The organism is Agrobacterium sp. lyk4-40-TYG-31 (genome assembly GCF_030209855.1).
GTDB classification, from domain to species: Bacteria; Pseudomonadota; Alphaproteobacteria; order Rhizobiales; family Rhizobiaceae; genus Agrobacterium; species Agrobacterium vaccinii.
In genome coordinates this window covers 451,261-466,096 of the sequence record NZ_JARVRE010000005.1, presented here as the reverse complement: position 1 = coordinate 466,096, position 14,836 = coordinate 451,261, and the positions used below count along the sequence as shown (strand labels likewise).

12 protein-coding genes are annotated in these 14,836 nt (G+C 59.1%); 8 read left to right on the top strand and 4 right to left on the bottom strand.

Translation table 11 applies throughout. The features are described 5' to 3' along the window. Positions 1-771: 771 nt before the first annotated feature. From glyS to QRN55_RS12650, 5 genes are read left to right on the top strand one after another with little or no spacing between them, the layout of a single operon-like run. Complete coding sequence (glyS, locus tag QRN55_RS12670; protein ID WP_284776951.1) at positions 772-3,105, top strand: glycine--tRNA ligase subunit beta; 2,334 nt, start codon at positions 772-774, stop codon at positions 3,103-3,105. Between the two features lie 40 nt (positions 3,106-3,145). Further along, positions 3,146-3,466, top strand: a complete 321-nt coding sequence (locus tag QRN55_RS12665; RefSeq protein WP_284776950.1) for a type II toxin-antitoxin system RelE/ParE family toxin — start codon at positions 3,146-3,148, stop codon at positions 3,464-3,466. Between the two features lies 1 nt (position 3,467). Continuing rightward, positions 3,468-3,782, top strand: coding sequence for a helix-turn-helix domain-containing transcriptional regulator (locus tag QRN55_RS12660; protein WP_284776949.1), 315 nt, complete (start codon positions 3,468-3,470; stop codon positions 3,780-3,782). After that, positions 3,779-4,309, top strand: coding sequence for a 2-thiouracil desulfurase family protein (locus tag QRN55_RS12655; RefSeq protein ID WP_284776948.1), 531 nt, complete (start codon positions 3,779-3,781; stop codon positions 4,307-4,309). The genes QRN55_RS12660 and QRN55_RS12655 overlap by 4 nt, the downstream gene beginning before the upstream one ends. 36 nt (positions 4,310-4,345) lie before the next feature. After that, complete coding sequence (locus QRN55_RS12650) at positions 4,346-4,822, top strand: VOC family protein (protein WP_284776947.1); 477 nt, start codon at positions 4,346-4,348, stop codon at positions 4,820-4,822. A gap of 77 nt (positions 4,823-4,899) precedes the next feature. Here the strand turns inward: QRN55_RS12650 and QRN55_RS12645 are convergent, their stop codons facing one another. The 3 genes from QRN55_RS12645 to purD all read right to left on the bottom strand — a co-directional run bounded on the left by QRN55_RS12645 (position 4,900) and on the right by purD (position 8,845). Then, positions 4,900-6,729 (bottom strand): methyl-accepting chemotaxis protein, encoded by a 1,830-nt coding sequence (locus tag QRN55_RS12645; RefSeq protein WP_284776946.1) that lies wholly within the window; start codon positions 6,727-6,729, stop codon positions 4,900-4,902. Positions 6,730-6,996: 267 nt separating this feature from the next. Then, positions 6,997-7,455 (bottom strand): plant virulence effector HPE1-like domain-containing protein, encoded by a 459-nt coding sequence (locus QRN55_RS12640; protein ID WP_284776945.1) that lies wholly within the window; start codon positions 7,453-7,455, stop codon positions 6,997-6,999. Positions 7,456-7,558: 103 nt separating this feature from the next. Beyond that, positions 7,559-8,845, bottom strand: a complete 1,287-nt coding sequence (gene purD / locus QRN55_RS12635; RefSeq protein WP_284776944.1) for a phosphoribosylamine--glycine ligase — start codon at positions 8,843-8,845, stop codon at positions 7,559-7,561. Positions 8,846-9,017: 172 nt separating this feature from the next. Here purD and QRN55_RS12630 point away from each other — a divergent pair, with 172 nt between their 5' ends. The 3 genes from QRN55_RS12630 (at position 9,018) to ubiA (ending at position 13,992) form a co-directional block, all read left to right on the top strand. Then, positions 9,018-11,330, top strand: a complete 2,313-nt coding sequence (locus QRN55_RS12630) for a Tex family protein (protein ID WP_284776943.1) — start codon at positions 9,018-9,020, stop codon at positions 11,328-11,330. Positions 11,331-11,717: 387 nt separating this feature from the next. Next, positions 11,718-12,974, top strand: a complete 1,257-nt coding sequence (locus tag QRN55_RS12625; protein WP_284776942.1) for a cyclopropane fatty acid synthase — start codon at positions 11,718-11,720, stop codon at positions 12,972-12,974. Between the two features lie 64 nt (positions 12,975-13,038). Continuing rightward, a complete protein-coding gene (gene ubiA, locus QRN55_RS12620; RefSeq protein WP_284776941.1) occupies positions 13,039-13,992 on the top strand; it encodes a 4-hydroxybenzoate octaprenyltransferase in 954 nt (317 codons plus the stop codon). A gap of 63 nt (positions 13,993-14,055) precedes the next feature. Here ubiA and QRN55_RS12615 read toward each other — a convergent pair whose 3' ends face one another. Continuing rightward, positions 14,056-14,622 carry a DUF6101 family protein gene (locus QRN55_RS12615; protein ID WP_111840585.1) on the bottom strand — a complete coding sequence of 189 codons (567 nt, stop codon included), beginning with the start codon at positions 14,620-14,622 and terminating at the stop codon, positions 14,056-14,058. Between the last annotated feature and the right edge of the window lie 214 nt (positions 14,623-14,836).

Here is a 14,836-nt window from a genome sequence, read left to right as displayed (position 1 = left end):
AGGTGCCCCGCAGGGGCCTCGAAGGACGCGGGTTGCGTGCTTGGGGCAGGAGTGCGCGGCGGATGCTTCGAGGCTTTGTCCTTCGGCCAAAGCACCTCAGCATGAGGGCAGTGGGTGCGGCTACCCACCTTGCTAGAAACAAAGGAGGAATGGTGAAACGGAGTTGGATGAGTGCATGTCGTCGGATGCCGTATGCTGGATGCACCGCAGCAACCCTCATCCTGAGGTGCCCCGCAGGGGCCTCGAAGGACGAGGGTTGCGGGACGAGAGCGCAGAGTACGCGGCGGATGCTTCAAGGCTTTGCCCTTCGGTCAAAGCACCTCAGCATGAGGCGGTGGGTGTGGCAGCCCACCCTGCTAGAAACAAAGGGGGGATGGTGAAACGGAGTTGGACGAATGCATGTCGTCGGATGCCGGATGCAACGCAGCAACCCTCATCCTGAGGTGCGGAGGCGAAGCCGGAGCCTCGAAGGACGGGGGTTGCGGGCTTGGGGCAGAGTGCGCGGCGGATGCTTCGAGGCTTTGTCCTTCGGTCAAAGCACCTCAGCATGAGGGCGGTGGGTGTGGTTGCCCTAGTCTTCGAGAGGGCAGAGTGAGACACTGGACATCGGGCGCAACGGCAGCAACCCGAAAGGCCAGAGGGGGGCGATCTGGCGCCGAGGCTTACCATCCCGCCAACGGCACAACGTCCAACCCGATATTACCATTGTGCATCCACCGCAAATTTTGCTAGCAGAGGCCAACCGAAAATCCATGACACCGGAAAATAGATATGCCCGATCTTCTGCTTGAACTCCGCTCCGAGGAAATCCCCGCTCGCATGCAGCGGAAGGCGGCTGGTGATCTGAAGAAGCTCGTCACCGATGCACTGGTGGAAAAAGGGCTGACCTATGAGGGTGCGCGCGAATATTGGACGCCGCGCCGCCTGACGCTGGATATTCGCGGGCTGAATGCGCGCTCTGCCGATGTACGAGAAGAAAAGAAAGGCCCCCGCACCGATGCCAACGAAAAGGCCATCGAAGGCTTTTTGCGTGGCGCGGGCCTCAGTGATATCGCGCAGGCGCAGGTCGTGTCCGACCCGAAGAAGGGTGATTTCTACATCGCCATCGTCAACAAGCCCGGCCGTGCGGCAGAAGAAATCATTGCAGAGGTGATGCCCGGCATTATCAGGGGCTTTGCATGGCCGAAATCCATGCGCTCCGGCCCGGCCTCTATGCCGAAGGGCTCGACCTATGGCGGCATCGAGGGCAAGGGGTCTGAAAGCCTGCGCTGGGTGCGCCCGCTGCAATCCATTGTCTGCCTGTTCGGCCCCGAACACGACGAAACGCAGGTCATTCCCTTCGAGATCGATGGCATCGTGGCCAGCAACGTGACCTATGGCCACCGGTTCCATGCGCCCGAAGCCATCACCGTGCGCCGCTTCGAGGACTATGTTTCGAGCCTCGAAAAGGCCAAGGTCATCTTGGATGCCGAGCGCCGCAAGGACATCATTCTGCATGACGCCAAGGATCTGGCTTTCGCCAACGGCCTCGACCTCGTGGAAGACGAAGGCCTGCTCGAAGAAGTCTCCGGCCTCGTGGAATGGCCGCAGGTGCTGATCGGCACCTTCGAGGAAGATTACCTCGAAATCCCCGCCGAAATCATCCGCCTCACCATCAAGACCAACCAGAAGTGTTTCGTCACCCGCCCGCAAGGCGCGACGGAAGGCCTGTCCAACCGCTTCATTCTGGTCTCCAATATTCAAGCCATCGATGGCGGCAAGGAAATCATCCACGGCAACGGCAAGGTCGTGCGCGCCCGCCTCTCGGATGCCAAGCATTTCTGGACCCGCGACCAGGGCGACCTGCCGGACCTGGAAACGCTGAAAGCATCCGCCGCGAAATTCGACCTCGACCTGAAAAAGCCGCTGGACCAGCGCATGGCCAAGCTCGATGCGCTGAACGTGACCTTCCACGCCAAGCTCGGCACGCAGGGCGAACGCGTCGCCCGCATCCGTGAACTGGCCAAGCAGCTTGCCCCTGTCATCGGTGCCGATGCCGATCTGGTAGACCGCGCCGTGGTTCTCGCCAAGGCCGACCTGCGCACCGAAGCCGTCGGTGAATTCCCCGAATTGCAGGGCCTGATGGGCCGCAAATATGCGAGCCTTCAGGGCGAAAACGAAAGCGTCGCCGCCGCCATCGAAGATCACTGGAAGCCGAATGGCCCGTCCGACCGTCTGCCGCAAGACAAGGTCGGTCTGACCGTGGCTCTGGCCGACAAGCTAGATACCCTCGTCGGCTTCTGGGCCATCGATGAAAAGCCGACCGGTTCGAAAGACCCATTCGCGCTGCGCCGTGCGGCGCTGGGCGTTGTGCGGATGATTTTGGAGCGCAATGTTCGCGTTGAGTTAAATAAAATTATGTCTTTTCACGAAGAGACGGTGTCCGATGATACAATCGCAATCGTAACAAACGAAAGTAAGGGTTCGGAGATTGCTAGGGGGGCTTGGAAAACAATTTCTCCCCTGTGGCGACCAAAAATGATTGAGGCGGCACAGAGGGGTGAGGATGTTGTTATTCATCATTCAGTCTTTGGGACTACGCAGCGCGCCGACCTCCTGTCCTTTTTCCACGACCGCCTGAAAGTCTACCTCCGCGACCTCGGCGCACGTTACGATCTCATCGAAGCCGTGCTCACACCTGAGGCCGACGACCTCCTCATGGTCGCTCGCCGAGTCGAAGCACTGACGGCTTTCGTGACGGATCAGGATGGCATCAACCTTCTGGCCGGCACCAAGCGCGCCACCCAGCTTCTGGCTGCGGAAGAAAAGAAGGGCACCGTGGTGGCCGACAGCGTGTCGGAAGAACTGCTGAAGCTCGACGCCGAAAAAGCGCTATACGCCGCCATCAAGACCGCCTCCGCCGATGCCGCCAAAGCGGTCGAAACGGAAGACTTCCGCTCCGCCATGCAGGCGCTTTCAACGCTGCGCGCGCCCGTCGACAAATTCTTCGAAGATGTCCTCGTCAACGACGAAGACACCGCCATCCGCGCCAACCGCCTGGCTTTGCTGAAGGCCATCCGCGAAGCAACGGGCACGGTTGCGGACTTCTCGAAGATCAGTGGGTGAGGTAGCCTTGCTCATGGTAACATTTATGGTACTATGAGCGATGAAGATCGTCGAATACATCGAGCGGAATGGCATCAGCCCATTTGGCCGCTGGTTCGCGAAAATCGAGGCCCGTGCGGCATCCAAAGTGACGATTGCCTTGACCCGAATGGAGCAGGGCAATCTCTCCAACGTCAAGACCGTTGGCTCGGGCGTGCTGGAGTACCGGATTGATTATGGGCCGGGCTACAGGGTCTATTTCGGTCGTGATGGCGATGAACTGGTGATTTTACTGGTCGGTGGAACTAAAGCGCGGCAGCAGAACGATATCGAAACCGCACATGGTCTGTGGCGCGACTACAAATCCAGAAAGGGTATCTGACATGGCCCTGACACGGGACTTCAAACAAACGGTCAAGCTGCGGGCGGACAATGACCCGGCCTTTAGGGCAGCACTTCTCTCAGATGCAGTCGAACTGTTTCTGGAAGGTGACGTGGACACCGGAAAGGCCGTTTTGCGTGACTTCATCAATGCGACGCTCGGCTTCGAAGCTTTGGCCATCGCGGTGGATATGCCGCCCAAAAGCCTGATGCGCATGTTCGGACCAAAGGGCAATCCGCGTGCGGATAATCTCTTCAGCGTCATCCATGCGCTTCAGAAAGACTCCGGCATTCACCTTGCCGTCGCAGCGGCTTGAGCGTGCCCAAAATCCTCATCAGCGCCTGCCTCCTCGGCCACGCCGTCCGCTACGATGGCAGGGGCAAACCACTCTCCCACCCGGCCATCGAGCGCTGGAAGGGAGAGGGCCGATTGGTGACGATCTGTCCCGAAATGGCAGGCGGCATGGCGGTCCCGCGTCCGCCAGCGGAAATCGAAAATGGGGCCTCGGGCCTCGATGTGCTGGAGGGCAGGGCACGGGTTATCGAAGTCAACGGCGGCGATGTGACGGCGCAGTTCGTGGCCGGTGCGCAAAAGGCGCTGGCTTTCGCGCAAGACAATGGCTGCGGCTATGCGCTGCTGATCGATGGCAGTCCGTCCTGCGGGTCGGTTTCGGTCTATGACGGCTCGTTTTCGGGCCGCAAACATGCGGGCAATGGTGTTACCGCAGCACTGCTCGCGCAGGCAGGCATCATGGTGTTTTCCGACGGGCAGATCGATGCGCTTGTCGCTGAGGTCGAGCAGCACGGACCGCGTCCTAGCGACTTCCCGAATTTTGAGGCATGATGCATTCGCCATACTGAATTCAGGGAGGAATGCACAATGGCCAAGAACACGATTTCCGTCTGGTACGATAAGGAAGCCGAAGCCGCCGCCCGGTTTTATGCGGAGGTGTTTCCCGATAGCACCGTTGGCAAGGTCCACCACGCCCCCGGCGATTATCCCTCCGGCAAACAGGGGGATGTGCTGATGGTGGAGTTCACGGTGGCAGGCGTCGCCTGTGTGGGCCTCAATGGCGGGCCGGTGTTCAAGCACAATGAAGCCTTTTCCTTCCAGATTTCAACCGATACCCAGGAGGAAACCGACCGCTATTGGAATGCCATCGTCGGCAATGGCGGGCAGGAAAGCGATTGCGGCTGGTGCAAGGACAGATGGGGCGTCTCGTGGCAGATCACACCGCGCGTGCTGATGGAAGCGATGGCCGCCGGTGGTGCCGAGGCCAAGCGGGCATTCGATGCCATGATGACGATGAAGAAGATCGATGTGGCGAAGATCGAGACTGCCCGGCGCGGACCATAATCGGTTTGTCCTGCCCATAAAAAAACGCCGGAGATCTCTCCCCGGCGGTTCACTTCAAAATATTCCGCTAAACCCGATCAGCTTGCCATCCGCATCTGCTGGCCCATGCCATGCACGCTGCCATTTTGCGAATTGGAGACGCGGAAGGTGCGGATGAGGTTGAGCAGCTCTTCGGTGTCGGCGGCCAGTGCTTCGGCAGACGCGGTGGTCTCCTCTGCCATGGCGGCGTTGTGCTGGGTTGCCGCGTCCAGCTGATTGAGCGAGGACGAGATGGAGCGAAGTGTGGTGTCCTGCTCAGCCGCCGAATGGGCGATTTTGCTGACGATGTCACTGGAGGATTTGATCTGAGTGGAGATGCGTTTCAGCGCATCGCCTGCCTCACCGACCAGACGAACGCCATTTTCCACCTGTGTCGAGGAACGGGCGATCTGCGTCTTGATTTCCTTGGCAGCGGCGGCGGATTTCTGGGCCAGTTCGCGCACTTCCTGGGCTACGACGGCAAAGCCCTTGCCAGCTTCGCCTGCACGGGCTGCTTCCACGCCCGCGTTCAGGGCCAGAAGGTTGGTCTGGAAAGCGATGTCGTCGATGACGCCGATGATCTTGGAGATTTCCACGGCGGATTGTTCGATGCCGCTCATCGCGCCGATGGCTTCCTCCACGATCTGGTCGCTGCGGCTCGCATCGGTGCTGATGGAGGTCACGCGCTTTGCGGCTTCCGACGCGCCATCTGCGGTCTGGCGTACGGCAACCGTCAGCTCGTCCAGTGCAGCCGATGTTTCCTCAAGGCTTGCGGCCTGACGTTCGGTGCGCTGGGAGAGTTCGTTGGAGGCCTTGCGGATTTCATCCTTGGAGCCGCCGATATCCACGCTCTTGACGTTGACCTTTTCCATGGCCGCGTCGAGCTGCGACAGTGCCTCGTTGAAATTGTCGCGCAAAGCCGCATAGCGCGAACCGAGATCGCCGCAGCGTACCGTCAGATCGCCCTGCGCCAGTTGCTCCAGCGCATTGCCGATGGTGGTGACGACGCGGGCCTGTAGCTCGGCCTCATCGCGCTGCATATCGAGGTTGGTCTGGCGCTCGGTGTCCAGCTGCTGCTGCTGTTCGTCCTGACGGGCCTGCATGGTGTGGCGCTCGCGCACCTTCTCTTGCAAGGCTTCCGTCGCCTTGGCCATTAGGCCGATCTCGTTCTTCATGCCGGTGTGGGGAATGGCCAGATCGACATTCTCGTTGGCCACTTCACCCAGAGCCTTGTGAATGTCATCGAGCGGCTTGGAGATGCCTCTGATCACGATATAGGCAGCAGCGAGACCCAGCAGGAAGACGCCGAGACCGAAGGAAATGGCGCTGATGATGGTATCGCGAACCTGCGCCTGCAGGTCATCGATGTAGACACCCGTCACGACCACGACCTGCCATGGCTCGAATGCCATGGCGTAGGAGCTTTTGGCATAGGTATCGCCTTCTGCGCCGGGCTTCGGACCATAAAAGCTGGTCTGGCCGCCGCCTGCGCGGGCCAGCCGTACCAGTTCGTCGCGGTAGTTGAAGCCCTGGCTGTCCGGCTTGCCCTTGAAGCTCTGGCCGACGCGCTTTGGATCAGGGTGAAACAGCATTTTGACATCGTAGTCATACCCGAACATATATCCATCGGGGGTATATTTCATGGCTGCGACGATAGCGAAGGCCTGGGACATCGCCTGTTCGTGGGTCAGCGTACCGGCCTTTTCCTTGTCGTAGAACGACTGGAGAATGGAGATGGACGACTGCACCTGCGTGCGCAGCATCCCGTATCGCTCTTCGTAAATGGCGTTGACGGACGATCTGATCTGGAAATAGGTCGTGGCGGCAAAGGCTGCCATCAGCGCGACCACGAGCAGGATCAGTTGTCGGGAAATCGGCAGGTTTTTCATACGCGCTCACAGGGCTAAAGCACCGCAGCATGGGCAACGGAGCGATCTCGGGACGATGTGGGATGGGCGCCTGATGCGCTATAAAGGTACGCTCATCGCACCCGATAATGTAGATGAAGCTTCAAAAATTTGAACAATTGTTTAAATTCAGCCCGCTGGAGGCGGCGCCGTAGAAAATATTTTGTCATTTGTCAAATATATGACAATAAAATTCCATCGTTGGTTGTTTGAGATATCGGTTGTCACCCAGAATGGTTGCTTTTGCCATCACTGGCGCAGCGTAAAGCCATCCAGCGACAGCGGCGTGACAGCGTCCGCAGTTACAGGTTCGGGCATTTCACCGCCGATGGTCTTGCCGACAGCAGAAGTCTTCGCCGTCATATCGACAGTATCGGGTGCGGGGGCCGCCACATTCATCTCGGGCGCAGGAAACCAGGTAGGGTTGCTGCTGACATAGGTTACGGGTGATCCGCCGAGCCAAGCTTCCGTGCGCACGATTTCCCTCTTGCCGCCGACATCGCGAATGGAAATATCCTGCGTGCCGGGGCTGAGAACGGGGGTGGGCTGCGGTGCTGGCTGTCGTGGCTTGGGTGGCGGACAGCCGTCGCAGGAAATGGACAGCAGACTGCCGTTTCCGGTACGGTTCTGGCCGATGACTTCGATGGAAGATGCCATGGCAGTGCCGCTTGTCAGCACAACTGCAATCGTCAGCAAAGTCTTGCGCATGAAAATCCCCGTCATCGGCAGCTCTTCGCTGCTGTATCAGGCGGGAATTTTACGCAGACTTCCTTTCCATACCGTCAGGAATAATGGTAAAAATTGAGCGAAATCAGCCCTCGCTCGGGCCTTGCTTTTCGCGGGCTACAGCTTGCCAGCCTATATCCGTGCGGCTGAAACCATTGTCCCACTTCACCTCTTTGGCCAAGGCGTAGGCGCGGTCTCTTGCTTCGGTCACGGTCTTGCCAAAGGCAGTCACGTTCAGCACGCGCCCTCCGGTGGCAACCAATTGGCCGTCCTTGATGGATGTGCCCGCGTGAAAGACCTTGGCATCGGCGCGCTCGTCCGGCACATGCGCAATCGGCATGTTTTTCTCATAGGAAGCGGGATAGCCGTTCGACGCCAGAACGATGGTCAGTGCCGCATCGTCACGCCATTCGGCGCTGACCTGATCCAGCGTGCCGGTGGCCGTTGCATGGAGGATTGGCAGAAGATCGCTCTTCAGCCGCATCATCAGCACCTGGCATTCCGGGTCGCCGAAACGGACATTGTATTCGATCAGCTCAGGGCCTTTCTGCGTGATCATCAGACCCGCAAAGAACACACCGGAAAACGGGTTTCCGTCCTTCGCCATGCCCTTGATGGTCGGCTCGATGATCTCCTTCATGGTGCGTTCCACCATTTCGGGCGTCATGACTGGGGCAGGCGAATAGGCGCCCATGCCGCCTGTGTTGGGACCGGTGTCGCCATCGCCGACGCGCTTGTGGTCCTGCGCGGTGGCCAGTGCCAGCGCCGTCTTGCCATCGGAAAGGCAGAAGAAGCTGGCCTCCTCACCATCGAGAAAGGCTTCGACCACGACTTCAGCACCGGCAGCGCCGAAGGCGCCATCGAAGCAATCGTCGATGGCTGCAAGCGCCTCGGCTTCCGTCATCGCAACGGTCACGCCTTTGCCAGCCGCCAGGCCATCGGCCTTGATGACGATGGGGGCGCCCTGTGCGCGAACATAGGCTTTGGCGGGTTCGGCAGCCTTGAAGCGCTGGTAGGCGCCGGTTGGAATGTCGTATCGCGCACAGAGATCCTTGGTGAAGCCCTTGGATCCCTCTAGCTGTGCTGCTGCCTTCGATGGGCCGAAGGTCACGATGCCTGCTGCGCGCAGGTCATCCGCCAGACCCGCCACCAGCGGTGCTTCCGGGCCGATGATCACGAAGTCGATTGAGTTTTCCCGACAGAAGGAGATGACTGCTGGATGATCTTCGACATCGAGTGTGACCAGCGTCGCATGGTCGGCAATGCCGGGGTTGCCGGGGGCGGCGTAGAGTTTCGTCAGAAGGGGAGACTGGGCAATTTTCCACGCCAAGGCATGTTCGCGTCCGCCGGAACCGATCAACAGAACTTTCATGGTCAACACCCCTGTCATCTCGCGTTTTATCGTATTGTTGGGGCGTTAAGGGCAGGGGCAGGAAAGGTCAAGGTCACCGACGGCTTTTCTGTGGAATCGATAAAGCTTCCTGTTGTCATGCCATAATCAACATCTATGTTCGGGCAGATTTTCAAACAGTTCAGAGAACCATATGTCCGCAGATAATGCCCGTATCGCCCCGACAATCGCTTCCGAGATCAATGCCCGCGCCGAACAGGTCAAGGCAGCGATCGCGCTGCTGGACGAAGGCGCCACCGTGCCCTTCATCGCCCGCTACCGTAAGGAAGTGACCGGCGGTCTTGACGATACGCAACTGCGCACGCTGGCCGAGCGGCTGTCCTATCTGCGTGAACTCAACGCCCGTCGCACATCGATTGTCGATTCCATCACGGGTCAGGACAAGATGACCGACGAACTGATGGTCAAGATCGTCTCGGCCACGACCAAGGCGGAACTGGAAGACCTCTATCTTCCCTACAAGCCCAAGCGCCGCACCCGCGCCGAAATTGCCCGTGAGCGGGGGCTTGGACCGCTAGCGCAAGCCCTATGGGACGACCGCAGCGCCGACCCGGCCAAGCTGGCGCAGGCTTATGTTCAGGGCGAGGTGGCCGATGTGAAGGCGGCGCTGGAGGGTGCGCGCGACATCGTGGCCGAAGCCATGACCGAGAATGCCGATCTGCTGAAGCGGCTGCGTGACTACATGCGCCACAACGCAACCTTCCGCGCCAAGGTGGTGGATGGCAAGCAGGCGACGGGCGAAAAATTCTCCGACTATTTCGACCATTCCGAAAAATGGGCGACTGTGCCGGGCCATCGCGCCTTGGCAATGTTGCGCGGCTGGAACGAGGAAGTGCTGACGCTGACCATCGATGTGGATGCGGATGACCCATCTCCCGTCAAACCCGCCCAGCGCACCATCGCCAGCGCCTTCGATATTCGCAGTGTAGGACCTGCGGATGCGTGGCTGATGGAGGTTGCGGGCTGGACTTGGCGCGTCAAGCTGTCCATGTCGCTTTCGCTCGACCTGATGCGCGAATTGCGGGAGCGGGCCGAAGAGGAGGCAATCCACGTCTTTGCCCGAAATCTCAAGGACTTGCTGCTGGCAGCTCCCGCCGGTTCGCGTGCCACCATGGGTCTCGATCCCGGCATTCGCACCGGCGTCAAGGTGGCGATTATCGATGGCACCGGCAAGTTGCTGGATACGACCACGGTCTACCCGTTCCCGCCACGAAACGATATTCGTGGCACGCAGGCGGAGCTTGCGAGCCTCATCAAGAAGCACAATATCGAGCTGATCTCTATCGGCAATGGCACGGGCAGCCGTGAAACGGAACGGCTAGTCGCTGACATGCTGGGGCAGTTGAGCGGTGCAAAGCCTACCAAGGTCATCGTGTCGGAAGCGGGTGCTTCGATCTATTCGGCCTCGGCCAGTGCTGCTGCCGAATTCCCCAATCTGGACGTCTCGCTGCGCGGTGCCGTCTCCATCGCTCGTCGTCTGCAAGACCCGCTGGCGGAACTGGTGAAGATCGAGCCGAAGTCGATCGGCGTCGGCCAGTACCAGCACGATGTCGATCAGGGCAAGCTGTCGCGCTCTCTGGATGCTGTCGTTGAAGATGCGGTGAACGCGGTGGGCGTCGACCTCAACACCGCATCCGCCCCGCTTCTGGCCCGTGTTTCGGGCCTCGGTAGCTCGATTGCCGATGCCATCGTTTTGCATCGAGATCAGACTGGCCCGTTTGTCAGCCGCAAGGAGTTGCTGAAAGTGCCGCGTCTCGGTCAGCGCACCTTCGAGCAATGCGCGGGCTTTCTGCGCATTCCAAACGGCAAGGAGCCGCTGGATTCGTCCTCCGTGCACCCGGAAGCATACGGCGTTGCCAAGAAGATCGTCGCCGCCTGCGGTCGCGATCTGCGCTCTGTCATGGGCGATAGTGCCGCGCTGAAATCACTGGACCCGAAACAATTCATCGATGAACAGTTTGGTCTCCCGACCGTCAAGGACATCATCACTGAGCTGGAAAAGCCGGGCCGCGACCCGCGCCCAAGCTTCAAGACCGCAACCTTTGCCGATGGCGTGGACGAAATCACTGATTTGAAACCCGGCATGCTGCTGGAAGGAACGGTCACGAACGTCGCGGCTTTCGGTGCTTTCGTGGATATCGGCGTGCATCAGGATGGCCTCGTCCACGTCTCACAACTGGCCGACCGTTTCGTCAAGGACCCGCATGAGGTGGTGAAGGCAGGGGATGTCGTAAAAGTGCGCGTGGTGGAAGTGGACGTGAAGCGCAAGCGCATTGGTCTCACCATGCGCAAGGATGGCGGCGAGGCAGCACCCCAGCCGATGCGCGAAAAGGGCAACGCCAATGCCATGCGCCATGCCAGCGCCAAACCGCAGCCACGTGCCGAGGCAGCGCCATCCGGCGGTGCATTGGCGGCAGCTTTGGCGGAAGCGATGAAGAAGCGGTGAGTGGCGAAAACGGTTGATTTGCCGGAAGCTGGTGATTGGTCGTAGATGTCAGCGGGCTTGGTTCACCCCCCTCTGTCCTGTCGGACATCTCCCCCACAAGGAGGGAGATTGGCAAGACGCTTACACCCCGCTCTATCCGCAACCTTCAAGAAGGGCGAGAGCTAGCCACGAGTTGATCTCCCCACCTGTGGGGGAGATGTCCGGCAGGACAGAGGGGGGTAAGCCACACCCACTAAGCCTCTCTACTCTATCAAAACACCGAATAACGCCAAAAAACCAAGCTGAAATCATTCAATATTTTTGAACATTGTCCGGCTTGCAACTTTGCTTGAAAAGAATAGCTTCATTCTACTTGATAAGTGAGACTTAGCTTATTTGGTGGGTGGAATGGCCTCATCTCTGCATGCTTTGCTTGGCAAAATCATAAAGACAGGAAATCTGGTCGTGACAGGCCCTGGGGGCCTTCAGGTCTTTGGCGATAACACTGGAAAACGTGTCGCCATCAACTTCACCGACCAGGCGGCGATGGACGAGATTGCCGCGGACCCCGCATTGAAGCTGGCAGAAATGTTCATGGACGGGCGGATGGTTGTCGTTGAGGGCGACATCTATGATTTTCTCGCCCTTATCAAAGGCAACACGATCAGCGAAGCGCTGACGTTCGGCATGATCTGGCGCGGCATGGCCCGCATCATCGCCGCCCGTATCAAGATGCACCTGCCGGTCAACCACAACAAGGATAACGTCTCCCACCATTATGATTTGAGCGCCAAGCTGTTCGATCTGTTTCTGGATGAGGACTGGCAATATTCCTGCGCCTATTTCAACCCGCCCGGCATCAGTCTCTATGAAGCGCAGGTTGCCAAAAAGCGGCATATCACCGCAAAGCTTATGCCGGATGAAGGCCATCGCGTGCTGGAAATCGGGTCCGGTTGGGGCGGGATGGCGATGTATCTTGCCGAAAGCTCCGGCGTCGAGGTCACGGGCATCACGCTCAGCGAAGAGCAGTTGCGGGTTTCGCGCGACCGTGCACAAAAGCGCGGTCTGGATGCCAAGGTGCATTTCGAGCTGCAGGACTATCGCTATATGTCTGCCGCGCGGCCTTATGACCGGATTGTTTCCGTCGGTATGTTCGAACATGTGGGGCCGACGCATTACCGCGAATACTTCACCAAGGCCGCGGAATTGCTGGATGATGACGGCGTGATGCTGCTGCATTCCATCGGTCAGCCACAGCCCGCGCTAGCGACCAATCCCTTCATCGAAAAATATATTTTCCCCGGCGGTTACATACCCTCGCTTGCCGAGGTTCTGCCGGCCATCGAAAAATCAGGTCTTCTGGTGCGCGACATCGAAATCCTGCCGATGCACTACGCCCATACGCTTCGGGCGTGGCGGGAACGGTTCGTCGCAAGCAAGGCGGAAGCCATCGCTCTTTATGATGAGCGCTTCTTCCGCATGTGGGAATTCTATCTGGCCGGATCGGAAATGGCCTTCACCCACGAGAACTTCCACATCTTCCAGATGCAGCTGACAAAACGTGGCGGCGTGGTGCCCGTTGCGCGCGATTACATCGCGAAAAACGAAGCGCGGCTGATGGAATTCGAAAAGACGCGCCCGCCGCTCGAGAAGGTCACGTTTTAACGGGAATCGGTCGCGCCTCCGTCCCCGCTTGACGCTTCACGAAGGCGAGGCGTAGAACGCTGGCATGGTTGACCAAAGCGATCTCTCTGGCCGCGTTTCCGACGCGCCATCCAACAACTGGGTCTATCGGATCTTGCCGAGGACGCTGTGGCCCTATGCGCAGCTTGCGCGTTGGGATCGGCCCATCGGCTGGGAATTGCTGATGTGGCCGTGCTTCTGGTCGGCGGCGCTGGCGGCAAACGTGGCGCAGCATCAGGGCACGTTTTCGTGGATGACGCTGCTTTTTCACCTGTTCCTGTTCTTTGCCGGTTCCGTTGCCATGCGCGGTGCGGGCTGCACCTATAATGATCTCGTCGATCACAAGATTGACATGGCGGTCGCCAGAACCCGCTCGCGACCACTGCCATCCGGGCGGGTCAGCCGCAAACAGGCGAAAATCTTCATCGTCATTCAGGCGCTTGTCGGACTTGCGGTTCTGCTGTGCTTCAACGGATTTGCCATTCTGGTCGGTCTGTCATCGCTGGTCTTTGTGGCGATCTATCCGTTTGCCAAACGCTTTACCCACTGGCCGCAGTTTTTCCTCGGCCTCGCCTTTTCCTGGGGTGCGTTGATGGGCTGGGCCGGGCAATTCGGGTCGCTGTCGATGTCGCCTGTCCTGCTCTATGTCGGTGCCATCGTCTGGACCATCGGCTACGACACGATCTACGCCCATCAGGACCGGGAAGATGACACGGCTGCGGGCATCGGCTCCACCGCGCTGTTGTTCGGTGAAAAGACCCATGGTTGGCTGATCGGTCTTTATGGTGCAGCGCTCGCCTTTATCCTGCTGGCGTTTGTGACCGCGGGGGTCAGTCTCGCAGGCTATATCGGCGTCGCCATTGCAGCTTTCCTGCTGTTTAGACAGGTCTGGGTGCTGGATATCGACAATGTCGAGCAGTGCCTGGCGCTTTTCAAATCCAACAATCGCGTCGGACTTCTGATCTTTGCCGGATTGCTTCTGCCACTGGTGACGGGCTGACATGAAAAACCCGGCCGCGTCCTGAAACGCGCCGGGTTTTCTTTTGTCCGCAAGCGTGGTGGATCAGCTGCGGGCGATGATTTCTTTGCCCTGAATGCGCATGGTCATGCCCAGAGAACCGGTGCTGCGGCGCACGAGGAAGCGCGGGCGACGGTCTGCGAAATAGGAATGACGGCGGCGCGGGCGGGTGGTCTGGGTGCGCACATTGCCGAGATGATCTTCCAGCGGACGGGCAACACCATCGGCTTCGACCATCAGCATGGGAATGCGATACTTTTCCGACCAGCTGCGCCAGTCTGCGGCGATGTCGCACAGATCATGCGCCACCAGCAGCGGAATGCACAGCTCCGGGTCATCGTGGTGAAGTTCGAGGGTAACAGTGACCTGTCCGTCACCATGGTCGATGGCGCGGGCGGCAACACCTTTGAAGGCGCGAGCAGGCAGAGCGAAGGAAAGCGGAAGGCCGCTGGTGTGAAGCACTTTGCGAAGAACAGCGCCGCGCTCATCAAGCGTGATTGCCACATCGGCTGAACCCTGGTCGTTGCCATACGTCAGCTGCTGCGGGAACCGCGTAGGATCGAGCCGGAGTGTCGCGCCTGCCCATTCGGGCTTCAGAACAGTGTTGGTCATATCATGCTATCCTTGTTTTACCTGAGAGCCGTTTCATGGTCTCGTCCGGGACTTTTCGTCCTCTGATAGGGAGAAGATAGCGGGCGCTTGTTCGATACAGCTTAAAAATCGAGGTTAAGAAAACTTTGCGTTCCCAAATGGTTAGCAAAACGCAGCCTGATAGGGTTTCGAATTCCTGAATTGGTACGGCAACCCCTTGTGGCAGCCTGTCAGC